16 protein-coding genes and 1 tRNA gene are annotated in these 17,880 nt (G+C 49.7%); 8 read left to right on the top strand and 9 right to left on the bottom strand.

Annotated features, from left to right (window positions below):
- Positions 1 to 70 precede the first annotated feature (70 nt).
- Positions 71 to 1,081 (bottom strand): hypothetical protein, encoded by a 1,011-nt coding sequence (locus B3A20_RS07070; protein ID WP_290763142.1) that lies wholly within the window; start codon positions 1,079 to 1,081, stop codon positions 71 to 73.
- A gap of 402 nt (positions 1,082 to 1,483) precedes the next feature.
- Between B3A20_RS07070 and B3A20_RS07065 the strand changes: the two genes are divergently transcribed.
- Both B3A20_RS07065 and B3A20_RS07060 read left to right on the top strand, forming a co-directional pair.
- Positions 1,484 to 2,335 (top strand): DUF4423 domain-containing protein, encoded by an 852-nt coding sequence (locus B3A20_RS07065; RefSeq protein ID WP_290763140.1) that lies wholly within the window; start codon positions 1,484 to 1,486, stop codon positions 2,333 to 2,335.
- Positions 2,332 to 3,900, top strand: coding sequence for a carboxypeptidase-like regulatory domain-containing protein (locus B3A20_RS07060; RefSeq protein ID WP_290763138.1), 1,569 nt, complete (start codon positions 2,332 to 2,334; stop codon positions 3,898 to 3,900). The genes B3A20_RS07065 and B3A20_RS07060 overlap by 4 nt, the downstream gene beginning before the upstream one ends.
- Positions 3,901 to 3,976: 76 nt before the next feature.
- On the opposite strand, the gene B3A20_RS07055 is transcribed toward B3A20_RS07060, so the two are convergent.
- Genes B3A20_RS07055 through B3A20_RS07045 form a run of 3 tightly spaced genes read right to left on the bottom strand, consistent with a single transcriptional unit; the run spans position 3,977 to position 5,843 of the window.
- A complete protein-coding gene (locus B3A20_RS07055) occupies positions 3,977 to 4,300 on the bottom strand; it encodes a DUF3392 family protein (RefSeq protein ID WP_088640469.1) in 324 nt (107 codons plus the stop codon).
- 12 nt (positions 4,301 to 4,312) lie between these two features.
- Complete coding sequence (gene coaE / locus B3A20_RS07050; protein ID WP_290763135.1) at positions 4,313 to 4,945, bottom strand: dephospho-CoA kinase; 633 nt, start codon at positions 4,943 to 4,945, stop codon at positions 4,313 to 4,315.
- Positions 4,946 to 4,973: 28 nt separating this feature from the next.
- Positions 4,974 to 5,843, bottom strand: coding sequence for a DMT family transporter (locus B3A20_RS07045; RefSeq protein WP_290763134.1), 870 nt, complete (start codon positions 5,841 to 5,843; stop codon positions 4,974 to 4,976).
- An 88-nt stretch (positions 5,844 to 5,931) separates the two neighbouring features.
- Between B3A20_RS07045 and mscL the strand changes: the two genes are divergently transcribed.
- Positions 5,932 to 6,381 carry a large-conductance mechanosensitive channel protein MscL gene (gene mscL / locus B3A20_RS07040; protein ID WP_173564911.1) on the top strand — a complete coding sequence of 150 codons (450 nt, stop codon included), beginning with the start codon at positions 5,932 to 5,934 and terminating at the stop codon, positions 6,379 to 6,381.
- Positions 6,382 to 6,561: 180 nt separating this feature from the next.
- Here mscL and recF read toward each other — a convergent pair whose 3' ends face one another.
- The 4 genes from recF to B3A20_RS07020 are packed head-to-tail and all read right to left on the bottom strand — an operon-like array spanning position 6,562 to position 11,113.
- On the bottom strand, positions 6,562 to 7,785 hold the full coding sequence (gene recF, locus B3A20_RS07035; RefSeq protein WP_290763131.1) for a DNA replication/repair protein RecF: 1,224 nt from the start codon (positions 7,783 to 7,785) through the stop codon (positions 6,562 to 6,564).
- An 8-nt stretch (positions 7,786 to 7,793) separates the two neighbouring features.
- The gene (locus B3A20_RS07030; protein WP_290763129.1) at positions 7,794 to 8,837 is read right to left on the bottom strand and encodes a hypothetical protein; all 1,044 of its coding nucleotides are present in this window, start codon (positions 8,835 to 8,837) and stop codon (positions 7,794 to 7,796) included.
- Complete coding sequence (locus B3A20_RS07025) at positions 8,834 to 10,462, bottom strand: hypothetical protein (RefSeq protein ID WP_290763127.1); 1,629 nt, start codon at positions 10,460 to 10,462, stop codon at positions 8,834 to 8,836. Before B3A20_RS07025 ends, B3A20_RS07030 begins: the two co-directional genes overlap by 4 nt.
- A gap of 18 nt (positions 10,463 to 10,480) precedes the next feature.
- Positions 10,481 to 11,113 (bottom strand): LolA family protein, encoded by a 633-nt coding sequence (locus B3A20_RS07020; protein WP_290763125.1) that lies wholly within the window; start codon positions 11,111 to 11,113, stop codon positions 10,481 to 10,483.
- A gap of 162 nt (positions 11,114 to 11,275) precedes the next feature.
- On the opposite strand from B3A20_RS07020, the gene B3A20_RS07015 reads away from it, so the two are divergent.
- Entirely contained in the window at positions 11,276 to 12,409 is a 1,134-nt protein-coding gene (locus tag B3A20_RS07015; RefSeq protein ID WP_290763123.1) for a hypothetical protein, read from the top strand.
- Positions 12,410 to 12,936: 527 nt separating this feature from the next.
- Here the strand turns inward: B3A20_RS07015 and B3A20_RS07010 are convergent.
- Positions 12,937 to 13,992 carry a hypothetical protein gene (locus B3A20_RS07010; RefSeq protein ID WP_290763122.1) on the bottom strand — a complete coding sequence of 352 codons (1,056 nt, stop codon included), beginning with the start codon at positions 13,990 to 13,992 and terminating at the stop codon, positions 12,937 to 12,939.
- A 157-nt stretch (positions 13,993 to 14,149) separates the two neighbouring features.
- On the opposite strand from B3A20_RS07010, the gene B3A20_RS07005 reads away from it, so the two are divergent.
- The 4 genes from B3A20_RS07005 to B3A20_RS06990 all read left to right on the top strand — a co-directional run.
- Positions 14,150 to 15,583 carry a glycogen synthase gene (locus B3A20_RS07005; protein WP_290763120.1) on the top strand — a complete coding sequence of 478 codons (1,434 nt, stop codon included), beginning with the start codon at positions 14,150 to 14,152 and terminating at the stop codon, positions 15,581 to 15,583.
- Positions 15,574 to 15,647: transfer RNA gene (locus tag B3A20_RS07000), tRNA-Ile, on the top strand. The genes B3A20_RS07005 and B3A20_RS07000 overlap by 10 nt, the downstream gene beginning before the upstream one ends.
- A 101-nt stretch (positions 15,648 to 15,748) precedes the next feature.
- A complete protein-coding gene (locus tag B3A20_RS06995) occupies positions 15,749 to 16,243 on the top strand; it encodes a type IV pilin protein (RefSeq protein ID WP_290763118.1) in 495 nt (164 codons plus the stop codon).
- Positions 16,244 to 16,333: 90 nt separating this feature from the next.
- Positions 16,334 to 17,880: glycoside hydrolase family 3 N-terminal domain-containing protein (locus B3A20_RS06990; RefSeq protein WP_290763116.1), on the top strand; the 1,547-nt coding region annotated here is incomplete at its 3' end.

Here is a 17,880-nt window from a genome sequence, read left to right as displayed (position 1 = left end):
TCCTTGCGAAAAGCAGGGGCGGCGATTTTCATATTATGGATCCTATCGCCTTCGGCTCCAGGATGACTAATTACGCGAGTTCGTTCACGTGCTGAAGCACAAGCTTTTGTGCAGCACCATTGTACAAGACGGCATCATAGTTTTCACCATTCTTGCCCACGCGCGATTCCGTCACTATGCCGTTCTGAGCACCCGCTTCCGTCGGTTCAAAATAAATCTTGCCAAGAGCGGTCTTCTTTTCTTCAAGCATGTTCTGAGCGACAAACCAGTCGCGAATCGTCTTGAAATAAATCTTTTCCACATTCGAATCCTGCGGGAGCAAATCGTTCAAGCGTCTAGCAATTTCGCTGACCGGCACAGGAGATTCATCCGTCGGATAATTTTTGAGCTGTTCTTCGGTCACATGGAATTTTTCCTTACCACTACGGCCAGTCTCACCCAATTCGGCACGAGTCTTACGCCTAGCCAAGCGTTCATTCGCCTGCGCCACGCATTTGTCAATATTATTCAAGATAAACTTCTGAGCATCGGCATTGCACTTTGTGTAAATCGAATGGTGCCCACGGATATCCGCTTCGACCTTTGCAAAGCCAAGTTCTTCACCACGCGGAGTCGGCAAATTCAAGTCCTTACCCTTATCGCCTTCTTCTTTCAAAAGGATTCCTTCTCTCGAAAGCACTTCAGCAACATCCGCATACACAAGCGGCATCATTCCACTCCCATGCGGAATCAAAAAGTTTAGGCGACGAACAACGCCCGACACAGAAACCGGTTCAACAGAAATTTCGAACTTGGACAACATTTCAGGCGTGAAGACGAGTTCCTGCGTTACCACTTCACGAACTGGACGCGGCTTCACAACCTTTTGCGGCCTCGGTGCAATCGGCTTTTCAAGGCGTTCCATCACCGGCATCACTTTTTGCTTTAAATAATCCGCCACATAAGCAAGACACTTGCTAATACGTTCCTGCTTACAAACATCTGCTTCCGGCAAAGATTCCTCAGTCAAAGGATTCACCCCACAAGAAAGCTTTCGCAAATACATTTCAGCACGTTCAAGAATTTTAATTTCTGCTGGCATTTTTAACAATCCCTTTTTAATCTTTTTAAGGCTAGAACAATATAACATCTTTTATAAACAAAAAAGCCAGTGCAGCTCTCAACCGCACCAGCTTTATGCCTATACACCAAATTTTACTTAAAGATTAGCCGTAAACAAAGCCAAGGACAATAGCAATCAGTGAAAAAATCACAACCTGCCGTAAAACAACGATGTCTTCTTTCTGCATAGCTACCTCTCTGTTTTCTGTTTCTTAAATTAAATTTTTAGAGAGCGAACCGTACCGATGTAAGAAAAACATCATTTTTACAAAAATAATCCGTGATAAACATCATACACCATATTGTCAATTCGTCAATAAAACTTCAAAAAAAACGTCCCCATGACATTGTAAAAAATCTATTTCATAGTAGAGGGTTCACCATGCTAAACATAGACGAAATTGGCGATTACAGAGATCTACTGAAAAATTTCTTCGTGCAGAAGAAATTGGAGTTTCCGCTATTTTCCTATAAGATGATGGGACAAAAACTTGGACTCGAAACGAGCCAGGTTTTCCGTGTATTGAATAAGGAATCCCACCTCCCCGCGCAGAGTATCCCGCTCTCCAAAAAATTGCTCGGGCTCAAAGGCCGCGATGGAGAACTTTTTGAGATTTTGGTAGCGGCATCGCGCACAAAATCCAAAGCAAAAAAAGACAAGCTTTACAAGATGGCACTCGCATTGCAAGACGTGAGCCTCCGCAAACTGAATTCCAACGAAATTTTATTCCTCAGCCGCTGGTGGATACCCGTTGTTCGTTCGATTATCGAAATCAATGGCGGCAAGGCCGATGTCCGCACCTTGGTTAAGCAGATTACGCCCGCCGTTTCCGAGGACCAGGTGAAAGAAGCCATTCGAGTCTTGAAAGAACTCAAGATGATTACGCCGCTCGCCTCCGAGCGCTACGCCGTTTCGACCGTCAATTTTACATCGGCAGGAGCAACCAAAGTTACCGCCATTCGCAGTTACCAGAATCAACTGCTTACGCTTGCACAAAACGCACTTGTCAACATTCCGCCAAGCGAGCGCAACATTTCATCAATTCTCGCTTGCGTTGATGACGAATGTCTTGAAGACCTCGTCGAGATGACTTGTGAATTTCGCAGACAAGTTCAAAAACGCGTTGCCGAAGTTGCAGAGCCCAAGAAAGTCATGCAGTTCATTTTTTCGCTATACCCCGTCGCCGACATTTCTGACAAAGAAACATCTAAAGAAAAAGCGAGGATAGCATGAAAAGATTATTAGCATCTCTATCCTGTGTATTACTATTCGCCTGCTCCTCGGATAAGAATCTCGCAGGCGCTAGCACCGTTGAAACCGAAAACGCTTGCATCATCAACGTTGTAAGCATCGATTCTAAACCGGCTGCCAACGTCGTCGCAAGGATCCGTCCGCTTTGGTACGTGGAAGGAGTTTCATCGGATTCCGCCGTCACGCAAAATAATATACAAGACGCAACATTAGAAGTCGCCGCAGATTCACTCGGCAACATCGTCATGGATTCCATCAACTTCGATAAAGGCTACATTGAAATCATTGATGGCAATTCCGGCGTTTTCCAAGCTATTGCCTCTAGCGACTTAAAGAAGAATAAATTAACAACCATGCAAATGGAAGAACTCGGTTCCGTCACCGGCAAGGCAGAGCTCCCTGAAGGAACCGACTACGCCTGGGTCCAGATTTACGGCACCGATAAAATCGTAAAGACCAACAAAGACGGCGAATTCACACTCGATTCACTCCCGCCCGCAAGCTACCAGATTCGCGCCATTTTGCCTGACGAACAAGAAACCATCGGCGAAGCCTCCATTACAATTTCTGCTGGCGAAAAGAGCGATATCCAAGCGCTAGCAAAACCGACTCTCGAAAATGAACAATTAGAGCAATGGGCACATGTTCGCACCATTCCGCTTGATTCTACAATCTCGGATTGGATGAAACCCATCGCAGAAACTACCGTTGTCTTTGTGCGATTAAACGAAACGAACTTCGACTTTAGCGAAGCCATGGACAACGGAAACGACATCCGATTCACCGACCAAAGCGGGAACCGACTCGCATTCAAGCGAGCTTTCTGGAACAGCACCACTCCAGACACTCCGCAGTCCGCAGAATTCCAAATCCGCATCGACGGCTCATCAAACGTCGAAAGTCTCGAAATGTACTGGGGCAAAACCGCAGCACTCGACGCAAGCGCAAGCAACGACATCTGGGCAAGCCTCCCCGACTCGCTCGTAAAAGCCATCCATTCCATCACGCTGATTGACTTCGAAAATCAAAAACTCGAATCCGCATTTGACTACGGCGACGGTCCGCGCGAATGGTACTTCCATCCACAAGACACAAACGTCACAACAGTGCCCTCAAGCGAAAACGTCCAGGACGCCTTTGAATCCAGCAAGGAACGTGGCGGCTACGTTTTCCATTGGAAGAGTTCATCCAAATCGCGAGGCAAGTGGTCGATGATAGGCTCACGCGTAAGCCGCGTTCCGTCTAGCCTAGAAGGCATCGATTCCATTGCGTTCTACGCCAAAGGCAAGGGCGAGCTCGGTTTTGCGGTAGAAGTTCTCGACGAGCCGACCGGAAAAACAAAGTATGTGGACTATCTCGATTCCACCTGGAAACGCTTCAGCTTTACGCCAAGCGATTTTGTCGAAGGCGATGGCGAGTTCGGGAATATGGGATGGGATTTCGTCAAGCCGCGCGTCACAACTTTCACCATCTGGATTGTAGACGAAAGCGAAATGTGGATTGATGACGTTATTTTATACGGAGTAAACCACGATAATTTCAACTAGTTATTAGTCATCAGTCATTAGTTAATAGTTATTGGTTGAAGCTAATGACTATTGTCCATTGACTATTGACTAAGTATCAAATGTCTTTCCCGCTTTTCGCAAGGAAGGCGAGCAGCACAAAACATCCCGCGACCACCCCAATCAACGGGAGGTCCGAAAGCTCGCGCAGCACCATGCGCAAAAGGCGCACCATCTGTGAACTCGCAAACGCATACCCCACGCTGCACAACACTACGAACAACGCAAAGCGCCCGATGAACGGGATGCTTTTCGTGATGCGCTTGAAATAGTTATTGATGCAGGCGCCATAGAGCATCAAAAGCGTTGCAATCAGCCCGACCGAAATTGAATTCAAATGGGCTCTCAAAAAATTCGCGAACTGGTGAATATAAGGTTGCATAATTCCAATAAATTAGTGTAAGTCTCTTAGCAGTTCATCAAGCTGCTGTTCCACGTGCAATTTATCGCCATCGTTCATAACCGTGCGAATCCGCTTGCCCGGGAAAAGCTCCGGAGCACAGGCGCCACGCTGATTTTCAATACGGCGTTTAGCATCGCTTTCGCTGAGGCCACGCAGCACCAGGCGTTCCAAGCGAACGCATTCAGGCGCATCGACAATCCAGATTTCGTCAAGCATTTTTACAAGCTCGGGCGCACGCGAGAAAAGCGCAGCCTCCACGAACCGGCACTTGTCCGCGACTTTCGTCAACTGCATGGCACTTTCACTAGAAGAGTCCGCGGCCTCCCCTGTAAAAAATTCCGCCACGGCACGGTTCAAGTACGGGTAAACAATCTGCTCCAACTTCACGCGAGCATTAGCATCCGCAAAAACGCGGTCCGCAATCAGCGCACTATTCACGCCCGTCGGCGTCAAGCATTCTTCGCCAAAGTACGTAGCCATTTCAGCGCGCAGCCCCGCCGAATCGCGGTAAAGTTCATGCACTTTGCAATCGGCATCAAGCACCTGGAAATTACGCGCACGTAGCAACCGTCCCATAAAGGACTTGCCTGCACCTATCGAACCCGTAATTCCAATCTTTAGCATAACGCCACTACTCCGCGACCATTAAAAATCAACGTCCGAGCGAAATCAGGCACAAGCCAATGACCACGCCCAACATCGCAAAAAACTTCGTCTTGCTCTTGCGTTCCTTGAATATAAGAATTCCCGCCAAGAAGCTGATGAACACACTCGAGCGACGCAGCACCGTAATGATAGAAATCAACGCATCCGAATCGCTCACCGCCAAAAAATAGCAACGGTCAGCGATGATCAAGAGCGCCGCCACCGCCAAGAACGACCAACGGAACTGAAACGGAGTCGTCTTTTTACGCGTCGGGTACCACGTGAACATCGTCGTAAAGAACTGCACCACGCACATGTAAATGCTGAACCAAACCTGAACCGTCAACGGTTCAAAATTCATGCGCTGCAAAATCAGCTTATCGTAAATGCCGCTGCAAGCCGCCAAAATCGTCCCGAGTAGCATCGCCACGACCCAGCCGTTGCTAAAGAAATGCCCCATTTCCTTGCGACCCGCAAGCGATAGCCCGATGTACGAACAAACGCAAACTGCAATACCCACCCACTGCATCACCTGCGGACGCTCGCCCAAAAAGCCAACCGCAATCATGATTGTAAACAAAGGAGCAAGCGCACGAATCGTCGTCGAGATGCTGAGCGGCATATGCGCAATCGCGCTGTACGTGAAAAGCCAGCTCCCGCCGACAATCACCGACTTCACCATCAAAAACAGGTGGTCATGCAAAGTCAGCGGCTCGCAATGCCCGGACAAAAGTACCGGCAACATCAAAAGCGCGTAAAAAACGCTGCAGAGCAAAAGTACCGGACGGACAGCGTTATCCTGAACCGATTTCTTCTTAGCCAAGTCGTAAAAGCCAAGAAAAACCGCCGAAGCAAAAGCCAATATTAACCATGACATAACGCGCCAAATTTAAAAATTGCTAGCCAATAATCAAAGGTTTTTCCTATTATTTAATAACGTTAAACAACCCAACAAGGAGAAAGAAATGGGAATCAAAAACAAAGCAGCTTCACTCATTGAAGAATTCAAGGCATTTGCCTTCAAGGGCAACATCGTCGACATGGCCATCGGTATCATCATCGGTGCCGCCTTCGGTAAAATCGTTAACTCCTTCGTGAACGACATCGTCATGCCGCTCGTCACTGCAGTCATTGCCAAGTGCGGCGGCCAGAACGCAGGCGAAGGCATCAAGACGCTCGTCTACACGACCTCCGAAGGCATCGCCATTCCGTACGGCACGTTCATCGGTGAAGTCCTGAACTTCCTCATCGTCGCATTCGCCGTGTTCCTCATGATGAAGAAATTCCTCGGCTTTATGCAGAACATGCGCAAGAAGAAAGCTGAAGAAGCAGCCGCAGCTCCGGCAGCACCTCCGGCACCGAGCGCCGAAGAAAAGCTCCTCACCGAAATTCGTGATTTGCTGAAGAATAAATAAGTAGTCGGTAGACTGTAGGAAGTAGACAGAAAAGCAATCGCAATTTTTTTTGTTTACTGAGGGAGGGGGAGGCCTCCCCCTGATTTCAGCCTCGGCTACATTGTCACCCCGCACCTGTTGCGGGGTCGCCATCTCGTAATACGAAATAAATTCTAATGACTAATGACTATCAACCATTAACTAAATCTTTAATTCAAACATTGCATCTGCTTTAAATGGCAGATCTTCCGACTGCGGCGTTGCAATCACGACCTGACACTGCTTTTCGCGAATGAGCGATGCCACCGCATCACGGCGGTTCACATCGAGCTCGGCGAAAATATCATCCAAAAGCAAAATCGGTTTCGTCAAATAGCGTGACGCCACATCGACCGCCGCAAAACGCATCGCAACTGCCGCCGAACGGCATTGCCCCTGCGACCCGACAGAACGCATCTCGTAACCAGACGCACACAGAGCCAAGTCGTCACGGTGCGGCCCCGCCATTGTCATTCCCTGCAAGCGTTCCACAAATTCCAAATCCGCTAGTTTTCGCGCAAACGCATTCCGCAGCATGTCTTCGCTCACGACATCCGAGCCGTCCGCCGCACTCCCGGCGACATTCCCAGAACCGTCCGCAAAACATTCCGCGCACTCCCCGCTAGCACTCATCGCACCCGCCGGAAATTCATCCATCATCTCATCGGATAGCGGGTCCGCCGCATCGAGCGCATCCAGCGTCTTGAGAATCGAGCTTTTGTAAGCGCAAGTGATTTCATCCACCCCGCCCGAAAGCTTGCGATAGTACCGCGTAATAATTTCCGAGACTTCTTTCGAAAGTGCAATTCGCGCGACCCAAAGTTTTGCGCCAAGTTCAATCAGCTGTTGCGTGAGCACACGGAACAAGTCTTCGCCACCAACCGCAGAACCCTTCTGCTTAAATTCCTTAAGCCACTTGTTACGCTGTTGCAGCACGCGCTTGTAATTGCGCAACACTAAAGAATTTGCAGAAGAACGGAAACAGAGAATTTCATCGAGCCAGTGCCTGCGAACCTCCGGCCCGCCACGCAAAAGTTCAATGTCCGAAGGCTGCATAATCACCGCCGGGCACGTCCCGAAAAACGCAGTCGGAGACTTAAGCGATTCACCGTTTTCACGAACCTCGCTCCCGCGAGAAAACACGCGAAGCGCTCGCTTCCGCTCGCGCCCCTCATCTTCAAATTCACCGCGCAGAATCAGTTCGTTCTGCTTCCATGTAATCAGTTCACGCAAATCACGCGACCGAAACGAGAATCCCTGCGCAAGCAAATAAATCGACTCCAAAATCGTCGTCTTGCCGCAGCCATTCGGTCCGCAAATCACATTGATGTGAGCATCGAAGTTGCAGTCCATCGATTCTAGACTGCGCACCTTCGAAATGAACACTTTAGAGATCAAGGAATGTATCCCCGCAAGCCAAGACTGAACGGAGACCAAATTCCCGCACTCGTTTCGTAAAGGAACGCATAGTTCACTTCAATCGGGAACCTTCTCCTACCCACGCGAATTTCAAACTTGTAGCCAGCACCGAGCATCCAGTTCAAATCGTCCATACCCACGCGGAACGTCGCATTAGGAATAGCCTCGCATTCAAAACCGACGCGACCAGTCCAAACATGAAGCTGCGGGTCAAAAGCCAAAAGCGTATCAGCAACCTGATAGTCAATCGCTTCCATCCAAGCATAAACAGGCTTGCCCATAATCTTAGAACGGTAGCCAAGACCTATCTGCAACACCTTCGGGCGCACGCCTTCCGTCGAGCTCAATGTATTATCACGGCTCGGGTTTTTCGTCCATTTTGCAGACAAGTTCTTACTAAAGCTCAAGTTGCGGATGATAACAGAAGAGGACCATTTATCGTTCCACTGGCGGAACCAGCTCAAGTTGATGGTCACCGGGCTACGGAACGCCTCTTCAACGCCATCGTAGTACTGCGCAATGTCCATATTGTCATAGCTCATCGATAGCGAAAGGCCAAACGCATCCTGTCGCGTCGCACGGAAAGCAAATCCAAGGTAGAACATCGAGAAAAACGGTTCCGCCGAGCCGAGCGTTTCATCATCGTCGTCAATAACCTTAAAGTCCGTATCACCACGGTAGAGCATGGCGAAGCCAACGCCCATGCGCTTTCCGACCTTGCCTTCGACACCAAAGGCGCCACCGACACGGTCCAAGTCACGCTTTTCAAAGTTCACCGTAATACCAATATTTTCACGGAAACCAAGCAAAGACGGGTTCCAGTAAGCCGCAGGCATTGCAGCCGTATCGGCCGAACCAGTATTACCACGACCAAGTTCACGGACACCGCCGCCCATACGTTCCACAAAACCGTCAAAGCCACCAAGTTCAGACTTCTTCGTAAAAGGTCCTGCCATCGCCACAGAAGCAAGAGCACCAACGGCCAGCGTTGTAACTATAAGACTTTTAAAATTAATCATCTGAAGTTACCTCCGAGCGTCATCGCCTTGCCCCAGCCAATGTGACCATGATTATCCTTTACCCTGATGTAATAGACACCCATCGTACAATCCTTGCCATGATCATCGCGTCCATCCCAAAAGTCTTCCTTCGGATTCGAACTGCGGGACGGGTCTGCATAGCGAACCGCATCCTTCACAATGGTGCGGACCTTTCGCATGTCGTAACTGAACACTTCAATCGTAACCTTGGATTCGCGGCCAACCTTATACGAAACCAGGGACTGATTTGTAGCATCGTCGCCCGGTGTAATCACGGATGGCACCATGCGGACTGAACCCAGATTATTATCAAGACGGGCGTGGTTTAAAACAACATTCCATGTCTTGCCAGAATCCGCCGACACGGAGATGCCGTTGCCTTCCGTTGCAACAGCAAGCCCCAAACGAGATTTCGAAAGCATGAACGTGCACATCGACATAAGCGTCATCTTACGGTCTGTCACGCCTGTTTCATAGCCATACAGCCACTTGTTTTTACCGTCATCTTCCCAGGCACGCGCGCCAAGCGAATCCAGCTTGAGAAACCCACTGATAGAGCCACCCACAGCGCGAACAAGCACCAAAGCAGTCTTACCGACAAATGCGATATCGCCCACCGTGTAATCGGCTTCGTCATAGAGGTCTTTCTTTTGCACCTTGCCTGCAGTATCCAAGAAATCCACCTTCGAGAAATCGCCAGCCTTCCCGCTCATGCGCCAAAGACCGCCGATAACATCATCGTTCTTCTTGTAGGCAGTCTCTGCAATCACCTGAAGAGGCTCACCGCCCATCCAAAGTCCTGTTACGCGAGAATCCTTGAGACTCTTCGAGAAATTCTTGAAACCGCCCGAAGACTGGACCCAGATTCCCTTCGCCGTCGCAAGCCAAACGGCTCCAGTTTCGGGATGCAAACGAACATCGAAAATTTCCAAATTTTCGTTCAAGTCCAGTTCTGTACTTTTCTTAAGTTCTTCAAGCTTTCCCGACTTTGAATTTAGGATAAACGTTGTATCCTTAGCGCCATTCTTTCCAGACAAGTCGTGAACCATGACGCCCAAGGCGCCACGTGCCACCCAAAGACGTTTCGCCGTAGAATCGTAAGCAAAGCCGCTAGTGGCATACATCATCGGATTTTTTTCCAAGGTATCCAAGTCCTCGGCAACCGAGGGGATGCTAATCGGATTTTCAATAACGTTGTCCAAATCGCGCAAGGTATAAAAGCCAGCCGGTTTTCGGAAACGGTCGTTATCGTCCATGGCAAACATCGGAAGCACAAGTCCAAGCCCACCCCCCGCAAAGACGGCCGGAATTCGACGACGTTCCGCAAGGGCGTCTTCAAAAATTCCATCTTGCACAGCAGTCAGCGTATCCGTTTCGACCTGCGCATGCCGCGTACTTTCCGTAGTCACAACACCGTTATCGGTAACTCTAAAATTCAGGAGTGTCACTCCGCTATAGGAATTGTCTCGAGAAAAAGCCCACAACGAGCCGGTACTCCCAGCCGGTCCTACAGCATACACGTAGTTACTGAACAGCGTTTCGCCCGCAAGAGCATTTGTACACAACGCTCCCCCCATAAGGAGGCCCGCCATAAATTTTTTCATCGTGCCCATTTTCACAAGCTACCTCATATCGATTTCGTCAACGCCTGCAACAGGCTTGTACTTGAAATCATCATTAGAAATTTTCTTGACCACTTTCATGTCGATAATGCTATACCAGGTCGCATTTCCTGCAGGGTCCTCCGTAAAGAGGCGCACCGGGGAAAAATCCTTCTTGGATAACCATACTTCCATCTTGGTAAACTGCCCCGCATACTTTGACGGGTCAAGCTTCAAGACCCAAAGTTTCTGGCCGGCAAATTCGCCTTCGCTCATGCCAAGCGCCTTGCAGTTCAAGTATTTGAACAAAAGTTCCGACGGATGGAGCGAGCTAGATAAGTCCTCCACCGCCTTGATGAGCACCTGCTTTTGTTCCACGTTCCACTGCCAAAGGCTTTCGCCATCGCTAAAGAACTTGATGCCGAGCAAGTCCAGCTTGAACTTGTCGCCTTCGGCAACAACGAGGCTGCCCGACTGCGTCTGGATATCCGGGGAATCCGACTGAAAAACCTGAGCTCTGAAGTTAAGGCTCCAGGCCTTACCCGACTTGAACCAAGCCTTGGACTTGTCCAGAACCTGTTCCGCCGTCAACGCCCAAACACCTTGCACCAGGGCAAACGATAAGAAAACAAAAAAACGGGGGGAGAATTTCATATCCACCTCTTTTAAAGACGCTTGTAAATTTACAAAACTGAATCCGTCAAGGCGTAACATATTCGTATTTTTAAGGGAAGATGGAGCCAAACATTGGTCTTGCGATAAAGATATTTCTATCTTTTGCACGTAAAATCAAACAAATCTTTTTGGAAGGATTGTATGCGTAAACTCATTTTGCCGATTGCCCTTGCCGCCACCGGTTTTGCCATGGCCGCCGACGTCGAAATTCACGGAAACGTCGATTTTGACTTTGCCAGCTATTTCGACAAGGATTTTGACCCCACCAACGCCGCAAACCAGGACATCGACTTGTCCGTGACGGCAAACCTCGACGAAAATGTCTCCGTCACCGTTTTCACGAACACCAAGAGCAACATCACGAACTCCGACCAGGCTTCTGAAATCCGCCATGGTCTTCCGCGTTCAACCGCCATCACTAGCGACAAAGACCGCTACACCGCATTCAACTTCGACGGCGTGGAACTCCGCTGGAAGCCGTTCCAGGATGTGAGCTTCGTATTCGGTGACTTGACCTACAACGCAGGTACATTCAACTATTATTTCTGGCGCGATCCGAGCCGTTACGCCGCCATTTCCCGTGACCAGAGCGTTCGCGGTTTCGGTGTCGAAGTCGGCAACAACAAGTTCGGCGACGGTAAGTTCTACATCGGTGCAACCGACGACAGCAAGGCTGCAATCGCCGTATTCGGAACCTACGCCCTCAAGCTCTTGAACCGCCCGGACGAACACTTGACTATCACCCCGAGCGTGGACTGGGTCTTCGGTTCTGAAGTTGGCCGCGGTTACACCTACTTCTTCGGCACAGAACTCGACTACTCCAAAAGCCTTGAAATCCTGAACTATAGCGTCTACGCCGTTTACGGCATCCATCCGTACAAAGGCGACGCCGTCCACTCCTTCCTCGTCGAGCCGAGCTTAAACTACGGCATCTTCAACCTGGGTCTCAATTACTTCTACGCCATCGTCAACAAGGGCGAAGGTTACAAAGCCGCGGACCAGATTTTCACGGATGACCAGATGCTCTTCGCCATTGAACCAAGCTTTAACATCACCAAGAAGTTCTCTCTCGGCGTAAGCTTTGAATACCACGATCCGGATTCCGAAATCAGCAAGGACGAATTCAAGTTCCTCGGCATGAACTTCTACCTCTACCCGACACTCAACACGAATGTCACGTTCTGGTTCGGCTACAACTTCAGCAAGGACAAGAACCCGGTCGTCGGCGAAGCAACCAAGTTCTCCCTTGGCATGAGCGCCCACGCAGATTTCTAGTCAGTGGTTAGTCAATAGTCATTGGTTATTGGTCAATAGCTATTAGACGATTGTAATTAGTTCCTCGGCAATACTGCCGGGGATTTTTTTGTTCATCCAAAGAAGCCTTGCAATCAGGGATGCAAACAACATAACACATCTGTAAAAAAACAAAATTTTTGAAAAAAGCCGTTTTTTACGTGAAACAATCAACCCTTTTGCCCTTTTTCACGTAAAAAAGATGACTTTAAACATCTTATTACCTTTTTGGCAACCTAAACTATCCCAAAAAAATACTCAAGAACTCCTTCAGGGAACCCCAAAAACTAAAATCCAGCCAATTTCATTTAGTTTGTATTTAAAATTACGTGAAAAGCACTCGTTTTATCCATCTTTTCACGTAAAAATAGCAGAAAACAGCATTTTAGTTTATATAAACCGTTCTTTCAAGACGACATTTCAAACCATGCCCCAGCATCAGCATAACGAAAAAAAGACCCGCTGCGCATCCGCGGCGAGCCTTTCACATTCCTTAATTCCGTTACGAATTAGTGACCGAGGTACTTACGGCCAATGCCGAAGTTATCCTTGTATTCGATGTAGTCCGGAACAAAGCCCTTCGGGTAAGAGAAGCTGACATTCACAGAGCACTGGAATTCGTTCATCAACTTGCCCTTGCCCTTGAACTTCTTCTGCTTCTTTTCAATCTTTTCGTCGCCCTTCTTGCCAACGAGAACTTCGGCTTCGCACCAACCCGTATTACCCTTGGCATAGACTTCCTTGCCATCGGTAGAAACAAGCTTGATCTGGGACGGGTCGAGTTCCGTATTGTTACCCGTAGATGCCCAGAACTGGAGTTCGCAAGAGAAACCATTCTTGGACTGCTTCATAGTCGGGAGAGCCATTACGTAGCCCCACTTGTCCACACGCTGCTTGCCGCTCAAGTCCGGAACGTTTTCGCCAAAAATGAGGAAGTAACCGCGAGTGGCCTTGCGGCTCTTGTTCAAAGCATTCTGGATTTCCTGATTCGTCGGAGCCATTTCAGCCATGCGGAGGAGCATGTATTCCTTCACGACCGGATCGTCTTCGCCCAAGGCTTCCTGCAAGTTGCGAGAGACATAGAGCTTTTCAGTTTCTTCGCGGATGCTCTTGATGGCAGATTCTGCAACGTGGCGGGTCTTGGCGACAACTTCAGCAGAGTCAATCTTTGCAAATGCGTTGATGATCGTTGCGTAGTCCACGCCCTCCTGGGCGGCCTGGCGCTTACCGATTTCACCGAGCGTCTTCACATATTCTTCAACGGTGGCGTCTTCCTTGACCTTACCGATGTTGGATGCAGCCTTTTCAAAGTAGTTGTTGATGAGGTCGCTGCTCAAGTCCTTCTTGGATTCCATATCACCGGCACGCACAAGAGCGAGGGTGAAGTTGTCAAAGAATTCATCGGACATTTTGCCCTTCTTCTTTGCCTCAAGATAAGAGTTGATAGCATTGCGGAAACGACCTTCCTTAAGGTGTTCGTCACCACGCTTTTCGTTAGTACCCTTACAGCCAGTCATCGTCAAGGCGACGGCAGTAGCCAAAGCAGCAATGAAAATCTTCTTCATTTTGTATCCTTCAGATGAAGTTTTAACAGAAAATATTGAAAAGGACTCTTTATCAGGTTAAAAAATAAAATTCACCCTTTCAGTTGAAATTTAAATAAATAAATTTATACATACCTATTTTTATAGGTAAATTTTTATTTGGAGTGTATAAAAACCAATGAATATACTCGTCGTAACTCCAGAAGCGGGGAACTGGAAGGTACCGAGCCCCCTCGCAACCGCAGTCAACTGCATGACGCAGGCTTTTGCCAACGCTGGTTCCCAGGTTATTACCTGTTCGCCGTTCTATAAAGACCATATTATCGATCCCGACAAGTATCATTGTGTTTATCAAGGCGTCGAAGCGCTACAAAACAAGCCGTTCGAGGTCTGGCGTTCCGAAGACGACCCGCTCCACACCTACATCTACAACGAGGAATACTTCGGTAGACCTTACGTTTACGGACCACCGCACGCCCTTCCCTACAGCGACAACCACCTGAGATTTGCCATGTTCGCATCGGCGGTGCTCACTTACAGTGCACAAAGCGGCATCCAGTTCCAGGCCATTCTCGGCCATGAATGGGGCGGAGCCCTCGTCGGTGCGCTCTGCCACACAGTCTACCAGGAAGCATTCCACAACATCCCGTTTTTTTTCAACGTCCATAACATTACATACGACTTCCACGTGCAGCCGAGCGAAATCGAAAAAATCGGCCTTCCGCGCAAGGACTTCAACATGGACGGCTATGAATTCTGGGGCAAGGTCAGCCTCCTCAAAGCGGGCATCCTGTACGCCAACAAGGTGCTGTTCCCATCGTCGGGCTACCGCGACGCCATGCTCAACACGAACCTCCCCGGCGGACTCAGCGGATTCTTGAACCGCAACAGCAGCAAGCTCCTCGGCATCCAGTTCGGCGTAAACTACAAGTTCTGGGACTTTAACGACGAAGCAAAACGCCCTATCAAGGAAGCAAAGCGCATTGCCAAGGCAAGCCTCGGTCGCCAGTTCGAGATGGACCTCTCGAACAAGTTTATCATTTACAGCCACATGGACATGGAATCGGGCAACGCCTCCGAAACGCTTGCGACAATTCTTTCGGACATCGCGAAAGAAAACGTCCTCATCATCGTAGGCATTTCGCCGGAACACCCCGAATGGAACTACTATCAGGATGTCTCGCACCAGTACGGCAACTTCATCCGCATCCTCCAGTTCGACTCCGAAGAAGCGAACAACAGGGAAAAATTGCGCAACACGCTTGCCGCATCGGACCTTCTGTTTGCTGCAAACTTGCAAGAGCCGTCCGCCTCGATTATCCTCAAGGCCATGGCCGCTGGCACACTCCCCCTCACAGGTCGTAACGTCGGCATCGCAAGCATGCTCACCGACTACACCCTCGAGACCGCAGGCGAAGCCAACGCATTCCTCGTCGATGACGCAAACGCCCCGCATCAGATGCTTCGCCGCATCAAGGACGCCATCAACGTGTACAACACGGAAGTCGCAGATTGGGACAAATGCGTCGTGAATGCCTACAGCGGATTCCACTACGAATGGGCGAAGACAATTTCGAAATATTTACTAATTTTGGGTGAACTGGGGCTTTAGCTCAATCGGTTAGAGCCACGGACTCATAACCCGTTGGTTCCCGGTTCAAGTCCGGGAGGCCCCACGAATAGCGTTATCTAACAAGGTAACGCTATTTTTTTACATTTTTCCCATAATTTCCAACTGTAATTATCCTATTTTATAAGGAAAAGCAGAGGGAGCTATATGGAGCAAAAAGGGTTTTCCATCATCGAACTGATGGTCACTGTCGTCATTTTAGGATTCCTATCGGCAGTAGCCGTTCCTAAGCTATTCGGCTTTATTGACAAATCCAAAGCCTCCGAAATCAGCGTAGCCGCAGGCACATACATGAAAATGCAAGAAACTTACACGTTCGAGCATGGAAAAGGCGGGAACTGGCACGACATCGGGTACAAATCTCCCGCCGGCAACAGCCGCGGAATCGCAAGCACCACAAACTTCACCTACGACGCCACAGGATTCTATTACGACTGGTCCGTTGAATCCACCATAAGCCTAAACGACTGCCCCAAAGGCAACAAGTGGTTTATCAACTACTCCCTTAGTGAAGGGGCGCACAACATCAAATTCTGGGCATCTAGCGACAACGTCACCGACTGCATAGAAGGACTGACCCCAAGTTTCAAGCACCTGAGCAACACAGCCACCCCAATCACAACGCCCGGTGGAAAAAACTAAAGCTGTTTCCAGACGTACACAGCAAATTAGGAGTGCGCGCGCTCACTGCTACCATATCGAATATAGATTGATGTTGTAAAAGGGTAAATTATGAGCTTTCCAAAAATCGGCATCTTTGCATTTTCGACTTTAGTGGCCGTCACTGCAGTTCAGGCAAGCATCAAAGGAACCATCGTCGACGAATCGGGCGCTCCCGTCCACAATGCGGCAGTCACCGTCAGGACGCTTCCGAAGCTCATCGCCAACGCGCGAACACTCACAAACGACAACGGCGCATTCAGCTTGGGCAACGCCAAGAAAGGCCAAAGCATCGTCGTACGCAAAGCAGGATTTTTACCCGAAACGCTCAGCGTCGTTCCTGGCAAAAAGAATTACGGCAACATCACGCTAAAGCGCGCCCCGATTGAAAACCGCATAGACAGCATCATGGCAAAAATGACGCTCGACGACATGATTGCACAAATGGCGCAAGCCAAAGCCCCGACCGTAAAATGCGGCAACAGTATCTGCGGGTCCGCACTCGAGGGCGGCGGCGCTTACACGGCAGACTTTTACGCCAACGCGTGGAAACAGAAAATCCCAGTCACCTACGGCAAGGACAACGTCCACGGCGTCGCCGACGTAGAGAACGCAACGATTTTCCCGCACAACATCGGGCTCGGCGCCACGCGAGATTCCGCACTCGTCCGTAAAATCGGGCAAGCCGTCGCCGAAGAAATGTGGGCTGCACACATTGACTTGAACTTTGCACCAGCCATCACTGTTCCGCAGGACGAACGCTGGGGCCGCGTGTACGAAGGCTTTGGTGAAACAACGGAACTTGCCGTTGACCTCGGAGCCGCATTTGTACGCGGTCAGCAAGGCGACAACAATGACGCCGAATGGCGCGTCATTACAACCCTCAAACACTTCATTGGCGACGGCGCCACAGACAATGGTTACGACCGCGGGAACGCCACCATGACAGACAAAGTTCTCCGCCAAAAGTATTTGCCGCCTTACGAAGCCGGCATTGAACAAGGCGCATTAAGCGTCATGGCAAGCTTTAACCAGGTGAATGGCATCCACCAGCACGTAGACTCCGCAAAAATCACAGGCATCCTCAAGACCGAACTTGCATTTGACGGTTACGTTATCGCCGACTGGGAAGGCATCGAAAGCTCCACAACGCCAGGCGCCGCAGGCGACTACTCGCCCGGGCTCGTCACCGGAATTTCTTCGAAAGACGCCATCAAGAACGCCATCAACGCAGGTCTCGACATGGCGATGGTCCCGCAATCCGCCGAAAGCTTTGTCAAGAGCATGAAGGAACTCGTCGCATCGGGCGCAATCAGCGAAGAACGCGTCAAGGACGCATGCCGCAGAATCTTGCGCGCCAAAATCCGCGCGGGAAGAATCGACAATCCAAGCGGCCCAGCCGCTTACGTTGGCGTCATAAAGAACATCGGCAGTGCAGAGCACCGCAAGCTCGCCCGCGAAGCCGTGCAAAAGAGCCTCGTCATTTTGAAAAACAAAAAAGTTCTCCCGCTTAAGACAACAGACAAGATTTTCGTTACCGGTAGCCACGCCAACAACACTGGCTTACAATGCGGTGCATGGACTCTAGGCTGGCAAGGCACCATGGAAAACGTCCCCGG

The sequence above is a fragment of the Fibrobacter sp. UBA4297 genome, assembly GCF_002394865.1.
Taxonomy (GTDB): Bacteria; Fibrobacterota; Fibrobacteria; order Fibrobacterales; family Fibrobacteraceae; genus Fibrobacter.
This window is presented reverse-complemented; position numbering and strand designations above follow the sequence as displayed.